Source organism: Nonomuraea sp. NPDC048882 (assembly GCF_040649755.1).
Classification (GTDB): Bacteria; Actinomycetota; Actinomycetes; order Streptosporangiales; family Streptosporangiaceae; genus Nonomuraea; species Nonomuraea maheshkhaliensis.
The window spans coordinates 198,948-223,895 of sequence record NZ_JBEZGB010000001.1 but is presented as its reverse complement, the minus strand read 5'-3'; the positions used below and the strand labels follow the sequence as shown (position 1 = coordinate 223,895).

At 72.6% G+C, this 24,948-nt stretch carries 20 protein-coding genes and 1 pseudogene; 6 read left to right on the top strand and 15 right to left on the bottom strand.

Annotation, left to right across the window (positions count from 1 at the left end; all coding sequences use genetic code 11):
• Positions 1-107: 107 nt before the first annotated feature.
• Both AB0C27_RS00965 and AB0C27_RS00960 read right to left on the bottom strand, forming a co-directional pair.
• Entirely contained in the window at positions 108-1,859 is a 1,752-nt protein-coding gene (locus AB0C27_RS00965) for a DJ-1/PfpI family protein (RefSeq protein ID WP_357835794.1), read from the bottom strand.
• Between the two features lie 163 nt (positions 1,860-2,022).
• Positions 2,023-5,043, bottom strand: a complete 3,021-nt coding sequence (locus tag AB0C27_RS00960; RefSeq protein WP_357835791.1) for an AAA family ATPase — start codon at positions 5,041-5,043, stop codon at positions 2,023-2,025.
• Positions 5,044-5,212: 169 nt separating this feature from the next.
• On the opposite strand from AB0C27_RS00960, the gene AB0C27_RS00955 reads away from it, so the two are divergent.
• A complete protein-coding gene (locus tag AB0C27_RS00955; protein WP_357835788.1) occupies positions 5,213-5,944 on the top strand; it encodes an SDR family oxidoreductase in 732 nt (243 codons plus the stop codon).
• A 54-nt stretch (positions 5,945-5,998) separates the two neighbouring features.
• On the opposite strand, the gene AB0C27_RS00950 is transcribed toward AB0C27_RS00955, so the two are convergent.
• Together AB0C27_RS00950 and AB0C27_RS00945 are read right to left on the bottom strand one after the other, a co-directional pair.
• Complete coding sequence (locus AB0C27_RS00950) at positions 5,999-6,661, bottom strand: hypothetical protein (RefSeq protein ID WP_357835785.1); 663 nt, start codon at positions 6,659-6,661, stop codon at positions 5,999-6,001.
• The gene (locus AB0C27_RS00945; RefSeq protein WP_357835782.1) at positions 6,658-7,161 is read right to left on the bottom strand and encodes a hypothetical protein; all 504 of its coding nucleotides are present in this window, start codon (positions 7,159-7,161) and stop codon (positions 6,658-6,660) included. Before AB0C27_RS00945 ends, AB0C27_RS00950 begins: the two co-directional genes overlap by 4 nt.
• A 197-nt stretch (positions 7,162-7,358) precedes the next feature.
• Here AB0C27_RS00945 and AB0C27_RS00940 point away from each other — a divergent pair, with 197 nt between their 5' ends.
• Positions 7,359-8,186: an alpha/beta hydrolase gene (locus AB0C27_RS00940; RefSeq protein ID WP_357835779.1), complete on the top strand. Its 828-nt coding sequence runs from the start codon at positions 7,359-7,361 to the stop codon at positions 8,184-8,186.
• Between the two features lie 3 nt (positions 8,187-8,189).
• On the opposite strand, the gene AB0C27_RS00935 is transcribed toward AB0C27_RS00940, so the two are convergent.
• The 5 genes from AB0C27_RS00935 to AB0C27_RS00915 all read right to left on the bottom strand — a co-directional run bounded on the left by AB0C27_RS00935 (position 8,190) and on the right by AB0C27_RS00915 (position 13,487).
• Entirely contained in the window at positions 8,190-10,280 is a 2,091-nt protein-coding gene (locus tag AB0C27_RS00935; protein ID WP_357835776.1) for an iron ABC transporter permease, read from the bottom strand.
• Positions 10,277-11,269, bottom strand: a complete 993-nt coding sequence (locus tag AB0C27_RS00930) for an iron-siderophore ABC transporter substrate-binding protein (protein WP_357835773.1) — start codon at positions 11,267-11,269, stop codon at positions 10,277-10,279. The genes AB0C27_RS00935 and AB0C27_RS00930 overlap by 4 nt, the downstream gene beginning before the upstream one ends.
• Positions 11,270-11,280: 11 nt before the next feature.
• Entirely contained in the window at positions 11,281-12,117 is an 837-nt protein-coding gene (locus AB0C27_RS00925) for an ABC transporter ATP-binding protein (protein ID WP_357835771.1), read from the bottom strand.
• A gap of 50 nt (positions 12,118-12,167) precedes the next feature.
• Complete coding sequence (locus AB0C27_RS00920) at positions 12,168-12,917, bottom strand: hypothetical protein (RefSeq protein ID WP_357835769.1); 750 nt, start codon at positions 12,915-12,917, stop codon at positions 12,168-12,170.
• A gap of 426 nt (positions 12,918-13,343) precedes the next feature.
• Positions 13,344-13,487: a hypothetical protein gene (locus tag AB0C27_RS00915; RefSeq protein ID WP_181307945.1), complete on the bottom strand. Its 144-nt coding sequence runs from the start codon at positions 13,485-13,487 to the stop codon at positions 13,344-13,346.
• Between the two features lie 168 nt (positions 13,488-13,655).
• Here AB0C27_RS00915 and AB0C27_RS00910 point away from each other — a divergent pair, with 168 nt between their 5' ends.
• Both AB0C27_RS00910 and AB0C27_RS00905 read left to right on the top strand, forming a co-directional pair.
• Positions 13,656-14,555, top strand: a complete 900-nt coding sequence (locus AB0C27_RS00910; RefSeq protein ID WP_357835766.1) for a CHRD domain-containing protein — start codon at positions 13,656-13,658, stop codon at positions 14,553-14,555.
• Between the two features lie 56 nt (positions 14,556-14,611).
• Entirely contained in the window at positions 14,612-15,892 is a 1,281-nt protein-coding gene (locus tag AB0C27_RS00905) for an FG-GAP and VCBS repeat-containing protein (protein ID WP_357835763.1), read from the top strand.
• Positions 15,893-15,961: 69 nt separating this feature from the next.
• On the opposite strand, the gene AB0C27_RS00900 is transcribed toward AB0C27_RS00905, so the two are convergent.
• A complete protein-coding gene (locus AB0C27_RS00900; RefSeq protein ID WP_357835760.1) occupies positions 15,962-16,546 on the bottom strand; it encodes a helix-turn-helix domain-containing protein in 585 nt (194 codons plus the stop codon).
• A gap of 152 nt (positions 16,547-16,698) precedes the next feature.
• On the opposite strand from AB0C27_RS00900, the gene AB0C27_RS00895 reads away from it, so the two are divergent.
• Positions 16,699-18,261 carry an MDR family MFS transporter gene (locus tag AB0C27_RS00895; RefSeq protein WP_357837980.1) on the top strand — a complete coding sequence of 521 codons (1,563 nt, stop codon included), beginning with the start codon at positions 16,699-16,701 and terminating at the stop codon, positions 18,259-18,261.
• 159 nt (positions 18,262-18,420) lie between these two features.
• Here the strand turns inward: AB0C27_RS00895 and AB0C27_RS00890 are convergent, their stop codons facing one another.
• The 3 genes from AB0C27_RS00890 to AB0C27_RS00880 form a co-directional block, all read right to left on the bottom strand.
• Positions 18,421-19,137: a helix-turn-helix domain-containing protein gene (locus AB0C27_RS00890; protein WP_357835758.1), complete on the bottom strand. Its 717-nt coding sequence runs from the start codon at positions 19,135-19,137 to the stop codon at positions 18,421-18,423.
• Positions 19,138-19,189: 52 nt separating this feature from the next.
• Positions 19,190-20,797 carry an amidohydrolase gene (locus AB0C27_RS00885; RefSeq protein WP_357835755.1) on the bottom strand — a complete coding sequence of 536 codons (1,608 nt, stop codon included), beginning with the start codon at positions 20,795-20,797 and terminating at the stop codon, positions 19,190-19,192.
• 177 nt (positions 20,798-20,974) lie between these two features.
• Entirely contained in the window at positions 20,975-21,775 is an 801-nt protein-coding gene (locus AB0C27_RS00880; RefSeq protein ID WP_357835752.1) for an isocitrate lyase/phosphoenolpyruvate mutase family protein, read from the bottom strand.
• A 307-nt stretch (positions 21,776-22,082) separates the two neighbouring features.
• Between AB0C27_RS00880 and AB0C27_RS00875 the strand changes: the two genes are divergently transcribed.
• Positions 22,083-23,231, top strand: a complete 1,149-nt coding sequence (locus tag AB0C27_RS00875; RefSeq protein ID WP_357835749.1) for a glycosyltransferase family 2 protein — start codon at positions 22,083-22,085, stop codon at positions 23,229-23,231.
• Here AB0C27_RS00875 and AB0C27_RS00870 read toward each other — a convergent pair.
• Positions 23,195-23,485, bottom strand: a pseudogene (locus AB0C27_RS00870) (hypothetical protein); the annotation flags it as partial. The gene AB0C27_RS00875 and the pseudogene AB0C27_RS00870 sit on opposite strands and share 37 nt — an antisense overlap.
• A gap of 70 nt (positions 23,486-23,555) precedes the next feature.
• On the bottom strand, positions 23,556-24,785 hold the full coding sequence (locus AB0C27_RS00865; protein ID WP_357835746.1) for an iron-containing redox enzyme family protein: 1,230 nt from the start codon (positions 24,783-24,785) through the stop codon (positions 23,556-23,558).
• Between the last annotated feature and the right edge of the window lie 163 nt (positions 24,786-24,948).

Below are 24,948 nucleotides of genomic sequence, written 5' to 3'. Positions count from 1 at the left end.
GGTGAGTGCTTACCTCCCCTTCGGAGAGATATGGCCTCCTTCCCCGCCGCCCGGATCCGCCGGCCGGCGGGGAATGCGTGTCACGCGGGTTGGGTCGTACGGGCGTGTCATGCGGGTTGGGTCGTGGTGCGGGCGCGGAGGCGGCGTACCAGCGCGAAGGAACCGATCGCCGCCGCCGCGCCCAGCAGCGCGAGCACCAGCGGCACCGCGGTCGCCACCCACGGCCAGGCGCTGCCGCGCAGCTCGACGTCCATCACCGGGTACTCCAGCGTCTTCGCCGTCCACAGCGCCGTGCGCACGTCATACGTACGGGCGATGTCGCGCACCACCGGGTCGAACGCGAACTCCTCCGTCGTGTGCAGGTACTCGGGCCGCACCTCGCCACCCGTCCCCGCGACCTTGCGGCGGGACGCGTCCAGGCCGGGCACCAGCAGCCGGCCCACCCCGGCGGCGGTCGACGCGCGGGGCACGAACGTCAGCCCGTGCCGGGAACGCACCGTGGCCTCGCCGATCGCGAGTGTCCTGCCGACCATGGCGTGCTCGGTGTAGGAGATGAACGCCGAGGCCAGCTCCAGCTCCCCGACCCCCTCCACGACCTGGACGCCGATGGTCGAGGGCCCGGTCAGGTAGGAGGAGTTGATGCCCACGACCGCGTCCAGCGGCTCCACGGCCGACTCGGGGATGCTCCCGGCGGTGCCGGGGGAGTAGTGCCGCCAGTGCACCCGGTCCGCCGCCGCTCGCGCGGTGTCCCCGTCGACCAGCCGCTCGAGGATCCGCAGGGCGCCGTCGACGCCGGACAGCACGCCGGCCGTGCTGATCACGTTGCCGTCGTCCACGTACCGGGTGCCGGCCACCCACTTCACCTGGGGGAAGGCGGCGCGCAGCCCGGCCAGGCGCAGCCAGTGCGAGGTGGCCGTCCTGCCGTCGAGCAGCCCGCTCTCCGCGAACGCCTGCGCGCCTCTGCAGACGCTGACCGTCAGCGTCCCCGCGGCCGACTGGCGGCGCAGCCAGTCGTTGATCGCGGCGTGCTCCGCGGCGGGCGGCTGTTGCAGCGCCGGGATCATGATGGCGTCCAGGCTGTCGTTGTGATCGGTCAGCACGCCCGCCAGCTGCTGGAACGTCAGGTCGGGCACCAGGTCCAGCCCGCCGGTCAAGGGGGCCGTCCCCGGGCCGGCCGCGACGATGTAGGTGTTCACCCGGCCGGTGCCCGCCAGCACCTCGTACGGGCCCAGCAGGTCGGCCACGTTCGTGCCCTCGCTACTGGTCAGCAGGGCCACCGTGGGCTTGGCTGGGTCGTGCGTGCGCGGCACGGGCTTGACCGACACGGTGCCCTCGCGCCGCTCGTACAGGTCGGCGAACTTGCCGATCGTGTTCACCGCGGCCACCGCCCCCGGGACGAGCAGCGCGACCAGCACCACCGCCGCCCTTTTCGCCCACTTCGGGTTGACGGTGAGGCGGTGGGAGTGGCGCGTGTACTCCTCACGCCGCCGCAGCATGGCCAGCGCCATGAAGACGAACATGAGCACGTGGCCGGCCGACATCACCACATGGCCCGCCAGCACGCCGAACCAGTAGGGGACGAGCAGGATCAGGAACGGCGCGAACATCGCCACCCCCATCTCGGCGACGGCGGCCCAGTGGTGGCGGCGCACCCGCATCCAGACCGCCATGCCGATGACCATGTCGGCGGCCATGACCAGGACGTCCACGTCCGTCCCTGTGTCTGGGGGCAGCACCAGGCCCCATAACGGGGCGAGCAGCAGCATTCCGGCGAACATCGCGATGACCATCTCGACGTAGTGCCAGATGAATCGGAGTACAGGGCGGGTTCTGGTGGGATGGGGGTCGGGGGCGGTCATGACCGGACTCCTGACGTACGGGGGATCGTGACGTCACCGACGTTAGGAAACAGGGCACCACGGCCGAATCAGTGAAGTCGCCGGTCCTGGTTCGCGGGGTGAGGCGTTCGGCCGGTCATGAGGCGAGGCGATCGTTCAGCCACAAGGCGAGGCGTTCGTCTGGTCACGAGGCGAGGCGTTCGGCCAGGACCAGGCGGATGAGCTCGGCCCTGGAGGTGATGCCGGCTTTCTGGAAGACCTTGCGCAGGTGGTAGTCGACGGTGCGCGGGCTGAGGAACAGCCGGGCGGCGATCTCACGGTTCGTCAGCCCCTCGGCGACGGCCAGCGAGACCCGCAACTCCTGCGGGGTGAACAGGCCCAGCGCATCCCCGTCAGCAGCCGCTCTGGACGCCGCCTCCCTAGACGCCGCTTCCCCGTTCACCTCCACCGGCGTCGGCCCGCCGGCAGCTCTCGGGTGTGCGGTCTCAGCGCCGGCCCGCGCCCGTGCCGCCTCATCGGCGTCCGCGTGCGCCGCCCGAGTGATGGTCCTCCCACGTGACGGCACTCCGGCGGTCCTGGGGCGGGTCGACTCGCCGGTGGCGCGCAGTTCGCCCTCCGCCCGCTCGGCCCAGGCGTGTGCGCCCATGCGGCGGAAGCTGTCGGCGGCCTCCCGCAGGTGCACCTGGGCCTCGTTGCGCCGCCGGTCCCGCCGCAACTGCTCGCCGCACAACAACCGGGTACGGGCGCACTCGAACGGCGAGTCGGCCATCGCGTACAGGTGCAGCGCCTCGGCATAGTGACCGTCCGCGCCACCATCGGTGCTGACCAGCGCCCGGCAACGAGCCACAAGCGCCGCCACCTCCGGCACCACCACCAGGTCCGCTGCGACGACGAATTTCGCCGCCGCCGGTTCGGGGCCGGTCGTAGGCGGTGCGAGTTCGGGGGTGTGGCCGGTCCACTTCTCGTAGCGGGTTGTCGCGTCGCTGGCGCGGTCGTTCTCGCCGGCGCGTACGAGGGCCTCGACGAGGTCGGGAAGGACCCCCATGGCCAGGTCGGGCGGCGGATCGGCGGTCCAGTCGCCGATCGACTCGAAGTGCCGGGCAGCCTCGCGGTGCCGGCCGGCCACCAGCTCGATCAGCCCCAGCGCCCGCCTGGCATACGCCATCGCGTCGCAGAGCTTGCGGTCGCTCGCCTCGGCCAGCACCTCGGAGGCCAGCCGCGCGGCGTCCGGCCGTCCCTTGAGTGCGGCGCACAGGGCCAGTAACCCCCGGTTGCGGCAGGCGGTGTTCGGCTGGCTGGCGTCGGCGGCGAACTGGCAGCCCTCCTCGGCATGAGCCTCTGCCAGCCCGAACCTGCCCCGCGCGAGCTCGTCGGCGGCCTGGTATTCGAGGTTCCACGCCAGCGCACCCAGCGACCCACCGGCCCGGGCCAGCCGCCCGGCCTCGCGGTAGAGCCGCCGGCCCAGCTCATGCTCACCGAGCTGCCGGGCAACGCCTCCGGCCAGGGTGAGCGTGGCCGGATCGGTGATCGCCTCGAACCCGCCATGGTCACTCTGAGCCCCCGCCGTACCCAGGCTGGTCGAGCCCTCGCCCTCGTCGGACCCCGCCGCACGCCCGGAGGACGGTTGCCGGAGGAGGTGGCCTGTGCGGCGGAGGCTGAGGCGGTGGAGGAGGCGCAGGACCTCGTCCTCTGGTTCGTTCAGCGGGACCTCGCCGAGCCAGCCGGCCAGGTCGGCCCAGGTTTCCGGGCGGTTGGCGCGCAGGCCGAGATCGCCGTACATCGCGATGGTGGGGGTGAACAGGCGCCGGTCGATGCGCAGCGCGCGCGGGATCCAGGGACGGATGAGCTCCAGCGCGTCCTCGGTCGAGCCGGCGAACTCCGCCACGATGGCCCGCACCGCCGCCAGGGCGATCCGGTCGGCCTCCTCCAGGTGCGGCTCGCGTGCGGCACGGTCGAGCAGGTCGGTGGCGGCGGCGGTGAGCCCGCCCTGGACGGCGGCCAGGGCGGCGCCCCAGAACCGGCGTCCGCGGCGCGGGCCGTCGGCGGTGAGTTCGGCGGCCCGAGACAGCGCGGACATGGCCGCCGCAGGACCACCACGCAGGGCGGCGTGCTCGGCCGAGCGTTCCAGTTCCCCGGCGGCGCGCTCGTCGTGCCCGACGGCCGCCTGCCCGAGGTGCCAGGCGCGCCGGTGCTGGTCGGCCTGCCCGTCGAAGGCGGAGGCGAGCGCCCGGTGGATGGCCGCGCGCCGGTGCACGGAGGCGCTGTGGTAGATCGCGGAACGGATCAGCGGATGCCGGAACACCAGCCGCGTCCCGTCGTACGTGAGCAGCTCGTCGATCTCGGCCCGGTGCAGCGCGTCGGACGGGATTCGCAGCGCGGCGGCGGCCCGCTCGACGGTGTCGACGCTGCCCGAGCCGTCGGCCGCGATCAGCTGGAGCAGCGGCAGCTCCGCGGTGTGCCGGTCCATGACCTTGGCCAGGAACGAGCGCTGCAGCTCGTCGGTCATGGCCGGCGGCTGCTGCGCCCCGTCCGGGTGCGACTCCCGGCCGGCGAGTTCGAGCAGGGCCAGCGGGTTGCCGCCGGTGACGGCCAGCAGCCGGCGCTGCTCGCCGTCGCTCAGCCGCCGCCCGGCCAGCAGCGCCCTGGCCGCGTCCGGTTTGAGACCCATGAGGGGTACGCGGCGCAGCGCCGGCAGATCGGTGTCGTGCCCTTCGTCGGCGCGCGCGGCCAGCGCCACCACCACGGGCTCGTTGTCCAGGCGCCGCGCGACGAACGCCACCGTCTTCAGCGTCGGCTGGTCCGCCCAGTGCGCGTCGTCGATGACGCACAACACCGGCCGCTCGCCGGCCCACAGGGACAGCAGCGACAACGCGGACAATCCAACTAGGAAGGGGTCCGGCGGCGTGCCGTGCGCCCGCCCGAACAGCACGCTCAGGGCCTGCGCCTGCGGGCCGGGCAGCTCGTCCACCGCGTCGAGGGCGGGGAGCAGGAGCTGGTGCAGGGTCGCGTACGGGAGGTCGGCCTCCGGCGCGACGCCGACGGCGCGGAGCATTCGGAAGCCGGTGGCCCGCTCTTCGACGTACGACAGCAGCGCGGTCTTCCCGATGCCGGGCTCCCCATGCAGGACGACCCCGCCACCGCGCCCTTCGCGCGCCCGCCGCAGCAAGGAGTCGAGCAGCGCGGTCTCGCCGTCTCTCCCCAGCACACGGCGAGCATAGAAAGCGCGCGGTGCCGGTGACAACGCCTTTCGGGCCGCCAGACTGGCGACTTCACTGATGCGGGCGCGGCGGCCCGCCTCCTAGCGTCGGCGACGGAAGTCCAGACGGAGGTTCAGACGGAGTCCAGCGGACGAGCCGAGGGCGAGGATCATCTCCATGGCGTACGAGGCGGTGCCGGAAGCGGCACATGAGGTGGCACGCGGGGTGGTGGACGGCGTGGCGCGCGAGCCGCTTCGTGGGCGCACCGTTCTCGTCACCTGCGCGGGTACGGGTGCGGGCGTGGCGGTGGCGTGGGCGCTGAGCAGGGCCGGTGCCGGCGTGGTGCTCGCCGCCGCCGACACGGGGCCGCTGGAGGAGCAGGCCGCGCGCATCGCGGCGGCCGGTGGTCATGCCATCGCCGTCCGCACGGATCTGACCGACCAGGTGGCGGTACGGCGGCTGGTCGAGCAGACCCTCGGCGCCTTCGGCCGACTCGACGCCGCATGCAACGACGCCGCATGCAACGACGCCACCTGCGCTGATGCCGCTTGCGCTGATGCTGCTCGGAACGACGCCACCTGCGCTGACACTGCCTGCAACGACGCCGCCTGGACTGACGCCGGGGCGAACGGCGGCCGGGCGTGCGGGCCGGCGCTGGTGATGCGGTACGAGATCGCGTCGATGCGCCCCGGCGGCTCCATCGTCAACCTGGCGCCAGGTCCCGCCGGGATCGCGCTGACCCGGGCGACGGCACGGGAGCTGGCCGGCTCGGGGATCCGGGTCAACGCGGTGGCCGCAGGCGAGCCGGACGAGGTCGCCGCCGTCGTCGTCTGGCTGTGCTCGGACGACGCCGCCCACGTCACCGGCGAGACGCTCAACCCGCCCTCCCTACGCCCGCCGCCCCGCTGACCCGGCACCCGGAAGCAGCCCGTGAGCCGCGCTCCCGCAGGTCGCTGACCACTGTCACAGCGGGACGCGGCACAGCAGCCGGGTCGCGTCCAGATACTGGGCGTCGATGAACCGCCCCGACAGCCGCCCCGCCACCACGAGCCAGTTCTCCAGCCACAACCCCAGGCTGCCCACCGGCTTGGCCGGCCCCGTCGTATGGAAGTCGATCAGGCCGGGACGGCTCGGCGCGAGCCCGTCGGCGTGCTCGCGAAAGGCCCAGGGCGTGGCGATGTCCCGAGGGCTCAGCTCCCCGGCCGTGGTCCCGTCCGAGTAGGACAGATCGTGCACGCCGATACCGTGACGATCCCACACCACCCGTACGAACCGGCGCCCGTCGGCGGCCGGGAGGTCGGTGCGGGGCGGCGGTCCTGCGATGGTGATGACGTGGGTCCAGCCGGGGGAGTGCTCGCCGATCCAGAGCAGCTCCTTGAACGCGTACGGCTCGTACGACCGCATCGCCGAGCCGAGCCCGCAGGCGACCCCGGCGGCCGGGTCGGCGCCGAGCAGGCGGGCGACGTCGGCGGGGTCGCCCTCGATCCAGATCCCGGCGAACAGGTCGCCGAGCCCACGCGCCGCGAGCAGGGGCCACTGCGCTTCATGCGTCAGGCTCGACTGAGCCTCGTGCGTCAGGGATGACTGTGCCTCACATGTCAGGGGCGACTGTGCCTCGTGCGTCATGAGGACACCACCCGCCGCAGCGTCCGCCGTTCGGCGAGCCAGCCGGCATCGACGAAGCGGCCGGTGATCCGCCCGATGGCGATCAGGTGGGGTTCGAGGTCGTCCTCGTCGCCCAGGTCGTCGTTGAGCTGCAGATCGTCCAGCCCTTCCTCCTCGTACAGGGCGCAGGGGCCGGAGAACTCGTCGATCTCCCGCGCGTACCACAGGTCGAAGACGCGCCGCTCCGACAGGCCGAGGCTGGGATCCGCGTCGCCGAGCACGAGGGCGAACGTCCAGCCGGGCGCGTGCGGGCCCATCCAGGCGACGGTGGCGCGCGAGCCGATCCCGCTCCAGCGCAGCGCGGTGGTCAGGTCGCAGTCGAACGTGTCGCCGGGGTCGCAGCCGGCCTCGGCGGCGATGGTCTCGACGTCGTCGCCTTCGATCCAGGCGGCCTGGAAGTCTCCGCTCAGCCCGGCGGCGGTCAGCAACTCCCACTGGCTCGTTTCAGGAAATAAGCCCACGTGGCTCCTCGGGTCGGCGTACGGATCAACAAGGGCGTACCGATCAACAAGATCGTATAGCCCTGCCACGGCCAGGCACAGCGTCCGGTAAAGGGCTGGATACCCGATTTTGGGGAGACGTGCGGTAGGCGTTCGCTTGGGGGTGGGTATCGCGCTCGTGGACAGGGCACGACCACCGAGCACGGGGGAGCACGACCATGCCTTACGTCACCACGCGCGACGGCAACGAGATCTACTACAAGGACTGGGGATCCGGCCCCCCGGTGCTTTTCTGCCACGGCTGGCCGCTGAACGCCGACGCGTGGGACGACCAGCTGAAGATGGTCGCCGACAACCATTTCCGCGGCCTCGCCCACGACCGCCGCGGCCACGGCCGCTCCTCCCAGCCCTGGGACGGCTACGACTTCGACACCTTCGCCGACGATCTCGACGACCTGATCACCCAGCTGGACCTGCGGGGCGTCACGCTGGTCGCGCACTCGATGGGCGGCGGCGAGCTGGCCCGCTACATCGGCAGGCACGGCACCGGCCGGGTCGCCAAGGCGGTGCTGCTGGCGGCCATCCCGCCGGTCATGGTCAAGTCGGCGGACAACCCCGAGGGCACGCCCGACACGGTGTTCGACGCCATCAAGGAGGGGATCATCGCCGAGCGCGCGCAGTTCTGGCGCGACACCGCGGAGACCTTCTTCGGCGCGAACCGGCCCGGCAACCGGGTCACCCAGGGCAACAAGGACGCCTTCTGGTTCATGGCGATGCACCAGAACATCCAGGCGGCGGTGCGGTGCGTGGACGCGTTCGGCTACACCGACTTCACCGAGGACCTCAGGAAGTTCGACATCCCGACCCTGGTCGTGCACGGGGACGACGACCAGATAGTGCCCATCGCGGCGGCCGGCGCCAAGTCATCGAAGATCATTCCCACGTGCACGTACAAGGTCTACGAGGGCGGCTCGCACGGGCTGGCCAACGTGCCGGGCACCAAGGAGCGGTTCAACGCCGACCTGCTGGAGTTCCTGCGGACCTGAAATTCAGGCGGCCTCGCCGCCGGCCCGCGCCCGCCACAGCAGGTAGATGAAGTACGGCGTGCCGATCAGCGCCGTCACTAGCCCCGCCGGCACCTGCGCGGGCGCGATCACGGTACGCCCGAGCGTGTCGGCCAGGCTGACCAGCAGGGCGCCGAGCAGCGCGGCCACCGGGAGCAGCCGGGTGTGGTGCGCGCCGACCAGGGCGCGGGCCGCATGGGGGGCGACCAGGCCGACGAAGCCGATGACGCCGACCGCCGACACCGCCGTAGAGGTGAGCAGCACGGCCCCGGCCAGCGCGCCGAGGCGTACCGGCTCCAGGGGCACGCCCAGGACGCGCGGCGTGTCCTCGTCGAGGGAGAGCAGGTCGAGGTCGCGGCGCAGCCAGACCAGCAGCGGCACCACGATCAGCAGCGCCAGCGTGACGGGGATCAGCTGAGCCGGCATGCGCCCGTACGTGGAGCCGGACAACCATGTCAGGGCCTTGGCCGTGTTCCACGGGTCGGACTGGACGATGATCAGGATGGTGATCGCCGTGCAGGCGGCCTGCACGGCCAGGCCGATCAGCACCAGTCGGTCGGAGCTCAGCCCGCCGCGCCAGGCCAGCCCGTACACGAGGGCGAAGGCGAGCAGCGCGCCCAGGCCCGCGGTCAGGGACATCATCCAGATCCCGGCCATCGGCGCCAGCGTGATCAGCCCGATCGCGCCGACCCCGGCACCGGCGGTGACGCCCAGCACGCCCGGCTCGGCCAGCGGGTTGCGGCACACGGCCTGCACGGCCGCGCCGGCCACGGCCAGCGCGGCGCCCGCCAGGGCGGCGGCCATCACCCGAGGCCAGCGCTGGTCGAGCACGAAGGTCAGCGCCCGCCCGCTGCGCGCCTGCAGCCAGTTGGCGACGTCGCCGGTGAGCAGCCAGCGGTCCCCGCCCAGCAGGCCCAGCACCAGCGCGCCCGCCAGCAGCGCCGCGCAGACGCCCACCACGATGAGGAACGCCGTCCGCGAGCGGCCCGCGCCGGTGCGCACGGCAGGGGGCCGCCTGGTGGGGCCCGCGTCGCGGTAACGGCGGGCCAGCCACACCATGACGATCGCGCCGATGACCGTGGTGACCACGCCGGGCGGCACCTCGACGCCGGCCTGCGCGCCGAGCACGGCACGCAGCAGGATGTCGGAGGCGAGCACGATGAGCACGCCCACCAGCCCCGACAGGGGGAGCATGGTGCGGTTCCTGTGCAGGGCGGGGATGGACCTGGGCAGCAGCCGGACGATCACCGGCGCGCACAGCCCGACGAAGCCGATCGGCCCGGCGATGGTCACCGCCGCCGCCGACAGCAGCACCGCCAGCAGGGTCAGCCAGAGCCGCAGCCGCCGGACGTTCACGCCGAGCACGGTGGCGGTGTCGTCGCCCAGCCCGAGGATGTCCAGCCGGGGCCCGGCCAGCATCGCGGCGGCCAGCGCCGCCAGGATCACCGGGCCGAGCTGGGTGACGGCGTTCAGGTCGCTCTGCACGAGCGAGCCGCTGCCCCAGGCGAACAGCCCGACCGTCTCCTGCTGGAAGAGGATCATGACCAGGTTCGTCAGCGAGGAGAGTGCCAGCGAGGTGGCGGAGCCGGCCAGGATCAGCCGGGTGGTCCCGCTGCGCCCGCCCGCCGACAGCGCCAGCACCAGGGCCGCCGCGGCCAGCCCGCCGAACAGGGCCAGCCCGCCGGACACCGGCACCGGCAGCACCAGCCCGAACGCCGCGGCGGCGGCCACGGCCAGGTACGCGCCCGCGCTGACGGCCAGCGTGTCCGGCGAGGCCATCGCGTTGCGGGCGATCGTCTGCAGCAGCGAGCCCGCCACGCCCAGCGCGAGCCCGACGCAGACGCCGGCCAGCAGCCGGGGCAGCCGGGAGGCGAGCAGCACGCGGGCGGCCTCGTCACTGCCGCCGAACGGCAGCGCCAGCAGGTCGAGCGCGCCGACCGAGGAGGTGCCCTGCGTCACGTGCACGGCGGCCACCAGCACGGTGGCCGCCAGGGTGAGAAGGACGACCCCGGCAGCGCCGATCCGCCGGAGCGGGGTGTCCGGCGGCGCCGCCGGGGTCAGGACGTCCGTGCTCAAGCCGAGAACGCCTTCACCAGCTCGTCGGCGAACTGCCGGCAGGACAGGGGCCCGCCGAAGGTCCAGATGCCGTCAGGCAGCTTGACGACCTGCTTCTTCTCGACGAACGGCAGCGACTTCCAGATGGCGTTGTCCTGCAGCCCGTCGGTGAACACGTCCTCGCCGTCGGAGGCGTTGTAGAAGAAGCGCAGGTCGGGGTCCTTGAGCACGCTCAGGCCCTCGACGTCGGTGGTGCCGAGGCCCCAGTCCTTGTCGACCTTGCCGGTCCAGCCGTTCTTGAGCCCGAGCTGCTCGGCCACGTCGGAGACGAGCGCGCCCTTGCCGAACAGGCGAACGGAGATCGTGCTGCCCTGCTTCCAGCCGTCGGCCATGACGAACGACTTGCCGCCCGCGCCCGCGGCTTCGATCTTCTGCTTGCCGGCGGCCAGGGCCGCGTCGAAGTCCGCGAGCTGCTTGGTGGCCACGTCGGTCTTGCCGACGGCGGTGGCGATCATGTTGAGGTCGTCGCGCATGCGCTTGAGGTTGTCGGAGGCGTCGCTGCCCTTGGCCACCAGCACCGGCACGAACTTCTCCAGCTGCTCGATCAGCCCGGCGTCGTCGGACTCCATGAGCACCAGGTCGGGCTGCAGGGCGCTGATGGAGTCGACGCTGGGCTCCTGCCGGTCGCCGACGTCCTTGACCGAGGCGTCGAGCTTGACCGCGGTGTCCCAGGTGGCGTAGCCCTTCACGTCGGCCGCCCCGACCGGCATGACGCCGAGACCGGCCAGCATCTCGGTCTCACCCCATTCCAGGCTGACCACCCGGGTGGCCGGGCGGTCGAGCGTGACCTGCTTGCCGCGGCTGTCGGTGACGGTCACGGGAGCGGCGGTGGCGGAAGGCGTGCCACTCGCGGCGGTCTGCTCGGGTACGGGGGCCTCGGTCGTGCCGCACGCGGCGAGAACGACCATGGCGGCGGCGGTCGTCAGGGCAGCCGTCAAGGCTCTGCGCATGGTGCTTCCTGTCATGTCGTGGCGGAGACGCTGTTGTCCTGGCGTCCGCCGGTGTTGTGGCGGCCGATCGGCCGGGTGATGACGGTTCCGGTGACCGGGTCGGCGCTGACCTCGATGCGGATGCCGTACGCGTCGGTGAGCAGGTCCTCGGTGAGGACCAGGGCGGGCGGCCCGTCCGCGCGGACGCGCCCCTGGTGCAGCAGGACGACGTGGTCGGCGATCTCGGCGGCCTGGTTGAGGTCGTGCAGGACGACGCCGATCGCCACGCCGTGCTCGTCGGCCAGGTCGCGGATCAGTTCGAGCAGCTCCACCTGGTAACGCAGGTCGAGGAACGTGGTCGGCTCGTCGAGCAGCAGGACGCCGGTGTCCTGGGCCAGGCACGTGGCCAGCCACACGCGCTGCAGCTCGCCTCCCGAGAGCTCGTCCACGGGCCGCTCCGCCATGGCGGTGACGCCGGTCAGCTCCATCGCCCTGGCGACGGCGGCGGCGCCGCCGGGGTCACCGGCCTTCCAGCGGCGCCGGTACGGATGGCGGCCGTACCCGACGACGTCGCGCACCTGGACGCCGCCCGGCGTGGGACGGCTCTGCGAGAGCAGCGTCACCCGCCGGGCGAAGTCGCGAGCCGGCAGGCCGAGCGCGCTCGTGCCGTCGGCCAGCGTCACGGTGCCGCCGTCGGGGCGGTGCAGTCTGGCGAGCGCGCGCAGCAGCGTGGACTTGCCGCTGCCGTTCGGGCCCACCAGGGCGGTCACGTGGCCGGGCCGCAAGGTGATGCGACCGTCCTCGACCACGGTGGTGCCGTGGTAACTGAGGGATAGCTCCGCGCCGCGGAGAGAGATCTCCTCGGTCATGGGGATAAGGTTAGGCTACCCTTGCCAAATCCGCCATGCCGGGGTCGCGATCAGTGCCTCGGCACGGTGACCGGCGCGCTGAACGGCAGCACGAAGAGCGGTCCCGTCACCACGGCGCCCTTGCTGCCCGGCCCGTAGGGCAGGTCGGCGAGCTGGCGGCAGGTGCCCCGGTCCTCGATCCCGTAGACCGCGTTCCGTCCGTCGGCGCCCGAGTTGAAGCGGCCGACGAGCGAGATGCGGTCGCGTACCCGGCCCCGCTCGTCCACGAAGAACCCGTGGATCGGCGCGGTCGCGGCGAACGAGCCGGGGGTCAGCACCTCCTGCACCAGGTCGGAGATCAGGAACCGCACCGTGGCGCCGTCGGCGTCGGTCGCCGTGCCGTCCAGTTCGCCCAGGAACGGGGTGAAGATGCCCGGCGCGCCGGCGGCGAACCCCGGCGGGTAGGGCGGCGGCCGCACGGCGGTCTGGGAGACGCGCCAGGTGCGCTTGAAGGTGCCGGTCCTGATCGTGTACGTGCCGTTGCGGCATTCGAACGGGCGCAGCGTCAGCCCGGTGAGGTCGATCGTCTGCCGCACGATCGGGTTGCCGGTGGCGGGGTCGCCGAACCTGTCCTTGTCCACCCGCACGTCGAGGCTGCGCGGGGTGAGCCTCAGCACGAAGCCGGGGCCGACCGCCTTGACCTGGAACCGGCTCTCCTTGACCGTCAGCCCCGGGGCGCCCGGCTGCCCGTGAGCGGCGGCGGCGGTGCCGGGGGAGAGGGTGACGGCCAGGGCCGTGAGCAGGGCGAAAGTGGTGCGCATGACTGGTCTTACGGGACTCATCGGTCCTCCTCGCAGCCGCGACGATCACGTCATCGTACGTCGGGCCCGATCTGACGTCGATCACGAAATCCGGCCCGCCGAGGTCCTGCCCGGCGGCAGGATGGGGTCAAGATCTTTCGAAGGGAGCCGCGGTGGGGAGCGTGAGCAGGCGGGGGCTGCTGACCGCCTCCGGCGCGGGCGTGGCGGCCGGGGCGGCGGCGACGGCGGGTGCCTTCCTGCTGGGCGATGGTGCGGCAGGCGCCACACCGGCGACTAAGCCGGCAACGACTAAGCCGGCAACGACTAAGCCGGCAACGACTAAGCCGGCAACCACCCGCATGCGAACGCTCCGGTTCAAAGAATGATCAACCCGGGCAACCATAGATATCGTTTACAGAGGCCATCAATGATCTCGGGCCGATGCGTTCAACCGGCGATCACGCCGGCGTCGGACAGGGCCGCCAGGATCAGCGCGGCGCACAGCAGGGCCACGGGCCACGCCTTCTGGCTGAGGGCCACGACGACGCCGGCGAAGAGCGCGACGACGGCCAGCACGAGCGGGACGTTCATACCGCAGATCCCTGCCCGCCGCGGTGCCGCCTAGCCCTCTTCCGGCCCTGATGAACGGCACGCGCCACCCCTCCCGGCGCTCTGGGAAGCCGCCCCGGTCACAGGGGGCGGTTGAACCCGGCGAGCCAGGCAGCCGTACCAGGCCCAGAGAGCACCGAAAGGGTAACCATGACCAAGCGCACCCTCGTCCTTCCCGGCCTGACCGCCGCCACGGCACTGATCGCGACCGCGCTCAGCCCCGTGTCCGCGCAGGCCATCACCCCCATCTACCTGGCCGCCTCGCTCGACGGCGACAACGAGGTGCCCGCCCAGGGGACCAAGGTCGGCGATCCGGACGGCAGCGCACTCGCCGTGTTCCGGATCCACGGTCACCGGGTCGACTACGCCATCCGCTGGAACAAGGTGTCCGCCCCCAGCGGCTTCCACATCCACCGGGGCCAGGCCGGTGAGAACGGCGACGTCAGGATCCCGTTCATCGGCCAGGCGCTGCCCGCCTCCCTGCACGCCGTCAAGGGCACGGTCCTCGTCAAGGACGGCAACCTGCTGGCGCGCATCCTCAACAACCCGCGCAACTGGTACGCCAACCTGCACAACGCCGAGTTCGCCGGCGGGGCCGTACGCGCCCAGCTGTACCGGATCCGACCGGTCGAGCTGGAGTCCGTGCTGTCCCACGGCTTCGGCAAGACGCTCACCACGCAGGCCAACGGCCGGCAGGAGGTGCCCGCGCCCGGCATGAAGGTCGGCGACCACAACGGCCGCGCCGGCTGGCTGGTGCAGCCGGAGGGCGACCGGGTGTGGTTCGCCTCCGCATGGAAGCGGATCGGGGCGCCGGTCGGCGCGCACATCCACCGGGCTCCCAAGGGCAAGAACGGGCCCGTGGTGGTGCCCTTCTTCGCCGCCGACAAGGGCCTGCCGCCCAGCGTCAACGGCATCGCCGGCAGCGTGAAGACCGACGACGCGACCTCGCGCCGCATCTGGAACAACCCGAAGAACTGGTACGTGAACCTGCACACCGCCGCGTTCCCCGGCGGCGCGATCCGCGGCCAGCTCTACCGCGGCGACTGGTGACCCGGCGCTCCGCCGCGTACCCGTGCACGCGGCGGGGCGGCGGCTAGGCTGTTGTCGTGCCGCGTAAGGTGATGATCTGGCCGGTGCTGGCCCTGCTGGTCACCGCCTGCGGTCCCGGGACGACACCTCGCCCTCTGGCCACTCCGGCGCCCGCCACCTCCACTCCGGCGACGTCCGCGCCGCCCGTCTCCCCGGATGCGCCGCCCACCTCACCGGGTGCGCGGCGCGCCGACGACGTCGACGGCGACGGCCGCGCCGACCTGGTCGTCCAGATCGACCTGCCGCGCGAGGACCGGCGCTACCTGTCCATCGTCCACGGCTCGCCCCAGGGCCTCGACCCCCGCAGGCGTACGCTCATCACCTCCGAGATGTTCTACCCCTGGCTGATCGACGACGGCATCAGGGCCGACCTCGACGGCGACGGTTTCGGCGACGTCCTCGCCTACGGCCGGCCGGGCGGCGTCGAGAGCGAGCGCCGGATGGGCCCGCACATCTTCTGGGGCGGGCCGCGCGGCATCGTGGCCACGGCGACGCCGACCCCGGTGCCGATCCCCGTGGCCAGCGACGTCGGCAACTACCGTGCCGTCGCGGGCGACTTCGACGGCGACGGCGCCGCCGACGTGGCCATGTCCAGCCCGCCCGCGCCCGGCGGCTCCGACACGAATCTCGCCGTCCTGTACGGCCCGTTCGCCCGCGACGGCGCCCCGCGTAGGCGGAGCGTGCAGCCGTCGCCGACGGGCTCGGAGTTCTGGCGGATGAGCGTGGACCGGATCGGCGCGGGCCACGCCACCGCCCTGCTCGTGTACGAGGGCGACGACGGCGAGCAGACCTCCGGCTGGCTGCTCACCCCAGAGTCCGGCGGGCTCGCCAAGCAGGGGCGCAGGCTCAACAAGGGGATGTCGGCCGCGTTCGGCGACTTCGACGGCGACGGCTTGAGAGACGTGGCCGTCGGCGACGACGGCAGCCGCAACGACGAGCCCGGCTACGAGAACGAGCCGCCCTCCGTCGCCGAAACCCTGACCGTCTATTACGGCGACGGACGCACCGGCACATTCAGGGGCACCGCGGGCCCGGCGGTGGCAGGCGACTTCGACGGCGACGGCCGCGACGACCTCGCCTGGGGTGGCGGGTCCCGGACGATCCTGACCTTCTGGGGCGCCACCGGCGGCCTGCGTAAGGGCGAGCGGCTCGCCGCGACGACCGGATCCAGGCCGCTGGCGACGGGCGACTACGACGGCGACGGTGACGACGAACTCGCCCTGGCCTCCGGCGCCGACGACTTCCGGATCACCGTGACGGACGGCAGAAAGACCCTGACCACCCTGCCGTCCCGCTAGATCCGCCCTCCGCCCTCCGCCCTCCGCCCTCCGCTGGTCCGGCCTGGCTCGGTTCGGCGAGGTCAGGGGTCAGGTGAACGGCTGGGCGATCTGGTCCAGGGCGAGGACGCTCAGCTGGTGCAACGACCGGGTCTCCCGCTCGGCGCACCACCACTGCCCGGCGACCCGCAGCGCGGTCAGGAACGCGGCGGTGAGCAGCTCGGGCCCCGCGTCGCCCGCCTGCTCCCGCCCGGCCACCGCCGCGCTGAGCTCCTGCTCCAGCCGGACCCGGTAGGCCAGCTGCCGGGCCAGCAGCGTGGGGTGGTTCATGGCCAGCCGGGTGCGCACGTGCAGCGCGCGATCGGCGACGCCGCTCTCCTCGTTCAGGCTGTCCAGCGCGCCGCGCAGCGCCCGCCAGGCGGACTGGTCGGGCGGCTGCTCGCGTACCCGCCGGACCAGCGTGCCGAGGCGCTGCGCCTCGCCGTACAGCAGCGCGTCCTCCTTGCCGTCGAAGTAGTTGGAGAACGTACGGCGGGAGATGTTGGCGGCGTCGGCGATGGCCTCGACGGTGACGTTGTCGAGGCCGTGCTCGACGGTGAGCCGCAGCGCGGCCTCGTGCACCGCCTGTCTGGTCGCGGCCTTCTTGCGTTCGCGCAGCCCTGCTGTCATGCCCATGATGTGTCCAAGCTTACCCAAGGGGAATAAATGCTCAATGCGCAAAGTTGCCACATGAGCATGTATGGTGTCCAGGTTGCATCCATTTCCCCCTTGATCGGAGGTTGCGTGTGAGTGCCCAGCCGGCAGCGCCGTCCGCGGCGGCGGAGCCGATGACCCACCGCCAGATCCTCGAAGCCCTCAGCGGCCTGCTACTCGTCCTGTTCGTCGCCATGATCAGCGCCACCATCGTCTCGGTCGCGCTGCCGCAGATCATCGGCGCCCTGGAGGGCAACCAGTCGCAGTACACCTGGGTCGTCACCGCATCCCTGCTGGCCTCGACCGCCTCAACGCCCATCTGGGGCAAGCTCGCCGACCTTTTCAACAAGAAGCTGCTGCTCCAGATCGCCATCGTCATCTTCATGGTCAGCTCGCTGGCCTGCGGCTTCGCCCAGAACACCGGCCAGCTCATCGCCTTCAGAGCCATCCAGGGCCTCGGCATGGGCGCGCTGCAGATCCTCACCCAGGTCGTGATCGCCGCCATGATCTCGCCCAAGGAACGCGGCCGCTACAACGGCTACCTCGGCGCCGTCATGGCCGTGGCCACGGTCGGCGGGCCGCTGATCGGCGGTCTCATCGCCGACACCTCCTGGCTCGGCTGGCGCTGGTGCTTCTTCATCGCCGTGCCGTTCACCGTCGCCGCCTTCGCGATGCTGGCCAAGACCCTGAACATGCCGACCGTGCGCCGCTCCGACGTGAGCATCGACTACTGGGGCGCGACCCTCATCGCCCTGGGCGTGAGCGTGCTGCTCATCTGGGTCACGTTCGTCGGCAACTCCTTCGACTGGCTGTCCTGGCAGACCGCGGCGATGGCGGGCGGCGGCGCGCTGCTGCTGGTCGCGGCCGTCTTCGTCGAGTCCGTGGTCAAGGAGCCGGTCGTGCCGCTGCACGTCATCCGGCGCCGCACCCCCGCGCTGGCCATCCTGGCCAGCCTCGCGGTCGGCATGGCCATGTTCGGCGGCTCGGTCTTCCTCGGTCAGTACTTCCAGATCGGCCGCGGGTACGGGCCCACCACCGCCGGCCTGCTGACGATCCCCATGATGGTCGGCGTGCTGTTCTCCTCGACCATCAGCGGCCGGATGGTCTCCAAGAGCGGCAAGACGAAGCCGTACATCCTGGCCGGTCTGATCGTCCTGCTGGCGGGCTTCGCCGGTCTGGCCACCCTCGACCACCAGACGCCGCTCGTGCTGGTCTCGGCGTACATGCTCGCGGTGGGCGTCGGCGTCGGCATGTCCATGCAGAACCTCGTCCTGGTCATCCAGAACACGGTCCCGCTGCGCGAGATCGGCGCGGCCAGCGGCGCGGTCACCTTCTTCCGCTCGCTCGGCGGCACCGTCGGTGTCTCGGTGCTCGGCGCCATCCTGGCCGGCCAGGTCGCGACCAACATCACCGAGGGCCTGGCCAAGGCCGGCATCCCGGTCACGGGGGACAGCGCGGCGGCCGGCGGCAGCCTGAACATCGCGGCCCTGCCCGAGCCCGTCAGGGAGATCGTCCGCGCCGCGTACGGGGACGCCACGGGGCACATCTTCCTCGTCTCGGCGGCCATCGCCGTCGTCGGGCTCATCGCCGCGATCTTCCTCAAGCCCGCCCAGCTCCGCGACAGCCTCGACATCGCGGAACCGGAGCCGGGGACGGGACCGGCGCCCAAGCAGGAGGTCGCCACCACCACCGCCTAGGCCACGGGAGCCCGGAAGGCCGCCTCCCCGCTTCGCCCGCGGGAAGGCGGCCTTCCGTCTGTCCGACGGGGACTCGGGTCGCGTACGGCAGCCGATCCGGAGCCCAGGCCGCGGTCGGGGCAGCCGAGGTCGGAGGGCTCCGCTACGTACCCGCAGAGCTCAGGTCGCGTACAGGAGTGACAGCGGCTCGGCCGGGAACCCCTCGCCGCGGCTCAGCTCCGTCGCCGTACGGCCGACGAAACGGGTCAGCGAGCGGGCCAGATGCGGCTGGTCGAAGTACCCGAGCCGGTGCACCACGTCGTGGGCCGGCACGCCCGCCTGGATCAGCACCGCCGCCCGCCTGGCCCGGTCGATCTGGCGGGCCGCGCCACGCGTGAGCCCGGTCGCCGCCAGGAAGCGCCGCTGCACGGTGCGCTCCGACACCCGAGACACCTCCGGCGATCCCGCGCGGTGCACCGCCGCCACCAGCGGGTCGCGAACCAGGATCTCCTCGCGCACCAGCCGCCGTACGAACGCCTCGGCGTCGTCGTAACCGGGCAGGTGCCAGGCCGACCCCTTCAGGTGGAACGACCGGCGCGTGGTGCCGGCGAGCTCCGCCGCGGAGTTCACCAGCCGCCCGGCCGGAAGATGCGGCATGATCGTGCCGACCGCGAACGTGATCCCGAAGAACGTGGCCTCCTCCGGCACCGGAGCCGGGCTCGCCGCGGTCTCCGGGCCGACGACGGCCGCGCTGACCTCGCCGTGCCGTTCCCAGAAGACCAGGTCCCAGCTCGCCGCCGCCACCGCCGTCATCCGGCTGACGTCGTCACTGCGGCTGCGCCAGACCCGGTCGATGTACGGCGAGTCGGACGGCCGACTGACGATGTCCAGCCCCATTCGCGTAGATCCTCCAGGTTCGCCGCCCAGGCCGGGTCCGACACTACCGCCGTCACCGCAGGTCATGCACCAGCCGGCCGCCCACGACCGTGGCGATCACCACGATCTCCCCGATCCGCCCGGGATCGGTCGCGAGCAGGTCGTCGGAGAGCACCGCGAAGTCCGCCAGCATGCCGCGGGCCAGCGTGCCCTTGCGGCCTTCCTCGCGCACCGCGTACGCCGAACCCGTCGTGTACGCCCGCAGCGCCTGCTCCGCCGTCAGCGCCTCGTCCGGGTTGAACGGCGCCCCGGCCGCGGTCGTCTGGTTGACCAGGTCGTGGATGCCGAGCAGCGGCGCGCCCTCGACCACGGGGCAGTCGGAGCTGCCCGGCAGCACGATCCCCGCCTCCAGGAACGAGCGCTGCCGGTAGCAGCCGCGGATCCGTTCGCGGCCGAGCGCCGCCAGCATCCCGTCACCGAGCTCCGTCACGAACCGGCCCTGCGGGACCGGGATGACGCCGAGCTCGGCGATCCTGGCCACCTGCGCGTCGGTGGTCAGGCCGCAGTGCTCGATCCGGTGCCGGGCGTCGGGGCGCGGATGTCGCGCCTGGGCCTCGGCGTAGGCGTCGAGCACCACGTCCATGGCCGCGTCGCCGATGGCGTGCGTGGCCACCTGCCAGCCCGAGTCGTGGGCGTGCAGGATGAACGTACGCAGCGCCGTCTCCTCCTCCTGGAGGTAGCCCCGGTTGCCCGGCTCGCCCTCGTAGTCGTGGCACATGGCGGCCGTCCTGCCGATCATGGAGCCGTCCGAGAACAGCTTCACCGGGCCGATCCGCAGCCACTCGTCGCCGAGGCCGGTGCGTACGCCCAGATCCAGCCCGAACCTGGCCTCCACGGCGTGCAGGTTGGCCGAGCCCGGCATGAGCGTGGCCCGCTGCAGGAGCAGGCCGCGCCGCACGGCGTCCTGAAAGTCCGCGATGTCCCAGGGTCCGTTGCCCGCCAGGCCCACGCCGACGCCGGGCTCGGTGAAGCTGGTCAGGCCCTCGGCGGCGGCGGCCTTGGAGGCCAGCCCGATGCCCGCCACGAACTCCTCGTGCGCCAGCGGCCGCAGCAGCCGCAGAGCCAGCTCCTGAGCCTGCTCGGCCAGCAGCCCGTCCGGCAGCCCGCGCTCGTCGCGGCTCACCGAACCGCCCGGCACGTCCGGCACGTCCTCCAGCCCGGGGAACCCCATGAGCGCGAACGCCGCCGAACTCGCCACGCCCATGTGGCACGAGGTGTGCTGCACCCAGACCGGCCGCCCGCCCGCCGCCCGGTCCAGGGCCTCGCGGTCGGGGTGGGCGCCCAGCTTGTACTGGTCGTAGCCGCCGCCCCGCACCCATGCGCCCTCCGGCAGCGTGGCGGCCCGCTCGGCCACGCGCGCGTACAACTCGTCCAGGGTGGACACGCGCAGGTCCAGCTCACGCATCCGCTGGCCGCGCAGGCTCAGATGGTGATGGGCGTCGTTGAACCCCGGCACCACCGGCGCCCCGCCCAGATCCACGACCACGTCCGCGCCCACGCCGTCGAGCTCGTCGTCCAGCCCGGCGACCCGGCCGCCGAACACGCCTAGGCGGGTGGCGTACGGCAGGTCGGGGTCCAGGGTGGTGAACCGGCCGTTGACGAACAGCGTGTCGAGACGCATCGAACCTCCAGCTCGCAGCCCTCCGGAGGGGTCGTGCCCCCGATCAACCCCCCGCAGCCCTCCGGAGGGGTCGTGCCCCCGATCAACCCCCCGCAAAAGCCGGGGGGCGTGGCGCGCGGGGGCCGACCGGCTCGCCGCGCGGCGCCGTTCGGCGTGGTGGGTGGTGGGGTCGGCCGGTCAGCGCAGGGTGTCGTTCAGCGTGCTGTAGGCGAGGCCGTCCGCGAGCGTGTCGAACGTGCCGTCCCCCAGCAATTCGGCCGCGGCCCGCGCGGCGACCGCGTACGCGGACTGGGCGATGGCCGAGCCCACGCTCACCCTGGCCACCCCGGCCGCCGCCAGCTCGGCCACCGGCGGCGCTCCCGGGCCGGCCATCACGTTCAGCGGCAGCGGTCCCTTGGCCAGACGGGCGATGACGTCCAGGTCGAGCAGCCCGGGCACGAACAGCCCGTCCGCCCCCGCCTCGGCGTAGACCCGCGCCCGCTCCTCCACCTCGGCCACCTGATCCCCCGGGACACCCGCCAAGTAGACATCGGTGCGGGCGTTCACGAACAGGTCGACCCCCTCCGCGTCGGCGGCGGCCCGGGCGGCGGCGATGCGCGCGGCCTGTTCGGCGGCAGGAAGCAGGGGAGATCCGGGGGAGTCCTCCAGGTTGACGCCCACCGCGCCGGCCTGGATCACCGCGCGCACGGTGGCGGCGACGTCGCCGTACCCGCCCTCGATGTCCGCGGTGACCGGCACGCGCACCGCCGCCACGATCCGCGCGACCGCGCCGACCATCGCCTCCCGCCCCAGCCCGGAGCCGTCGGGGGCGCCGTTCGCCCACGAGACGCCGGCGCTCGTCGTCGCGATCGCCTGGGCTCCCGCGGCCTCGACGAGGGCGGCCGAGGCCGCGTCCCAGGCATTGGGCAGCACGAGGACCGCACCGTGATGCATGGCCCGGAACCGGGCCGCGTGGTCGATCGAAGAGGAGGAGGTCACGATCAGGTCCTTCCGCAGGTGTCAACGTCGCCGGCGAGCAGCATCGCAGCCGCCCACGACGTCGAGCCAGCGGTATTCGGACCTCACCATCCACCGGCATGTCCGGACACCGTCACCAGAAACGGGCCGGTCCAGAACCCCGGTTACAGCCAGCCGTTTAGCGCCACCCCAGGCGGGCAGGCGCGGCGATGTGGACGAGGACGTGGGCGGCGATGTGGACCGCGCTTCGGACTCCGATTCGGACTCCGATTCGGACTCCGATTCGGACTCCGATTCGGACCGTGCTTCGAACCGCGATCTGGACTACGTGCTGCCGCTGCGCTGGGAGGACGACTCCGGCCTCGCGGAGCTGACCGCCTACCTCCGGTTCCTCAGCCGGCACGTGCGGATCATCGTCGTCGACGGCTCCGCCACGCCGCTGTTCGAACGGCACGCCGCCGCCTGGCGCGGCCTCGCCGAGCACGTACGCCCCGCTCCCGACCTCCGCTTCGCCAACGGCAAGGTCAACGGCGTCATCACCGGCCTGCGCCTGGCCCGCGCCGAGCACGTGATCATCGCCGACGACGACGTAAGGTACGACCGGCACACCCTCGCCAGAATGAACTCCCTCCTCGCCGGCGCCGACCTCGTTCGCCCCCAGAACCACTTCACCCACCTGCCCTGGCACGCCCTCTGGGACACCGCCCGAACGCTGCTCAACCGCAGCCTCGGCGCCGACTACCCCGGGACGTTCGGCCTGCGCCGCTCCTTCGCCGAGCGGATGGGCGGCGGGTACGACGGCGACGTTCTCTTCGAGAACCTCGAGCTCATCCGCACCGTCAGGGCTCACGGCGGCAGGGAGATCCGCCCGCTCGACCTGTACGTGCGCCGCCTGCCTCCCGACGCCGCCCGCTTCTGGGACCAACGGGTCCGGCAGGCCTACGACGACCTGGCCCAGCCCGTTCGCATGGCGCTGTTCCTCTCCGTGCTGCCCGCCGTGGCCGCGTGTTTGCTACGCCGCAAGTACACCGCACTGGCCGCCGGCGCCGCCTTGACTGTAGGCCTGGCCGAGGTCGGCCGTCGCCGAGCCGGGGGCAGCCGGATCTTCCCCGCCACGGCCGCGTTGTGCGCCCCGATCTGGGTGCTGGAACGGGCAACCTGCAGCTGGCTCGCCCTGGCCGCCTGTTTGCGCGGCGGGGTGCCGTACGCGGGCCGAAGACTGCACCGCGCGGCCCACTCCGTACGCAGGCTCCGCCGCGACCTGCACACACAGTCGGCCCGGAAGATGGACCGGCAGGAGGTGGACCGTCCGGGTCGGGAGGGCCGGTCACCGGGTCAGGCCGGCAGGTCGGGCTCGCTCGCCGCCTTGAACCCCGCCGCCTTGTGCGACCCGTCGCAGAACGGCTTGACCGACGACAACCCGCACCGGCACAACGCGACCGTCGCCCGCCCGGCCGGAATGGACTCACCGTCCTGAGTCACCAGCTCGAACGCCCCTCGCACCAGCAACGGCCCATCCTCACACGTCGTCACCGTCACCACCCCCACCCCGGCCCCCGTCTCTGCCCTTCCCCCGGAACCCGTCACCGTCCCCCGGCCGGAACCCGTCACCGTCCCCCGGCCGGAACCCGCCGCCGTGCCCGGCCCCGGATTCAACTCCGAGCCTGACCCTGAGCCCGAGTCCAGGCCTGAGCCTGCGCCCGAGTGCGGTGTGGCGTCATCGTTGCCCATCACCGCGCCCTCGTGATCCATCGCCGCGCCATCGTCGTTCCCAGCCACGCCATCGCGGTTCATCGCGGCGTCACTGTTTTGAGGCGGCATCGCACCCCTCTCGCGCAGGCACCTTCTCAGCCGGTACCTCGACCAGAGAGCTGACTCCCCGCTCCCACCGGTCGAGAACGTGCCCGGCCCACAGGCGTTCCAGCTCCAGGGCACAGGCAGCGCCGTACAGGATGTCCTCCGCGAGCGCGGGTTCGTCGGCGTCCAGGTTCGCGCACAGGTCATGGGCGGCGATCTGCTCATGCACGGCGTCGGCCTGCACGTGCTCGTCGTAGAAGCGGGCAGCGGCGTCGTCGCCGCCGAGCCTGCGCAGGCCGGTCGCGTAGCGGCGGTTCGGCAGGGAGGAGGTCATCTCCAGCGCGGCCAGGTGCCCGGCCAGCGCGCCGCGCAGGCGACGGTGCAGGCCGAACAGGGACATGGCGTTCGAGATGGCCAGCGTGACGCCCGGTACCCGCCCGAGGTAGGCGCCGTAGGAGTCGTCCAAGCCGAGGCCGCGCATGGTGGCGCGGAACAGCTCGGAGTGCATGCGTTCCGGCCGGCCGCCGCCGTACTCGTCGGCCTGGATCTCCACCAGCGCCGCCTTCGCCGCGCCCCGCAGGCGCGGGATCGCCCAGGTGTGCGGGTCGGCCTCCTTCAGGTGGTAGATCGACCGATGGACGACGAACTCCCGGAACTGCTCACGATCGGCCTGACGGGCCAGGAACGTGGACAGGGAAGGTCCTTCGTCGTCGGCGGTCAGCTCGTTGAGCGCCCGCCGCACCCCTTCCGGCCTGTCGAGCGGCGGCCGGGGCACGGCCCGAGCCAGCGCCTCCTCCAGCCGCTCCTCCAGCACGGCCCGCGCGGCCAGCAGCCACGGGTGCCACTCCCAGCGGTCGTCCACATCCTCGAAGCCCTGGTAGTGCAGCTCGTAACAGGCGAACAGGGCCAACTGGAAGTCGTCATCCGCCAGACCACCATCGGCGACCTGCAACGGCGACGGCCACCCTTCCGCCCCGTGCCACCCGGCGAGGTGCGCGTACGCATGCGACCCCCGCCCGTCGGCCGAGCGCCGGTCGCTGAGGTGCCCGTGCGGCGGCCGCGAGTGCTGCTCCGTGAACCGCGCCTGACCCGGCCGCCCGTCCTGCGCGTGCCCGGCGCTGAACTGCGCACCCGCCGTTCGCCCGTTCGTCCGGTACGGGTACGGCTCCGGTGGATGGGCCAGCCGCTCGAACAGCAACGACGTGAGCGGCCCACGCGGCTCAGGCAGCCTCACAACACCCTCCGCTGGGCCATCCGCCGCCCCCACACATCCCCCGGACCATCCCACCCGCCATGACGGCGGTATCGCGCAGGGCATTGCCAGCGTCGCACGAGGTAATGGCGTCGCACGAGGTCACGGCGTCGCACAGGCCGATGGCATAGCGCGGAGTCACGGC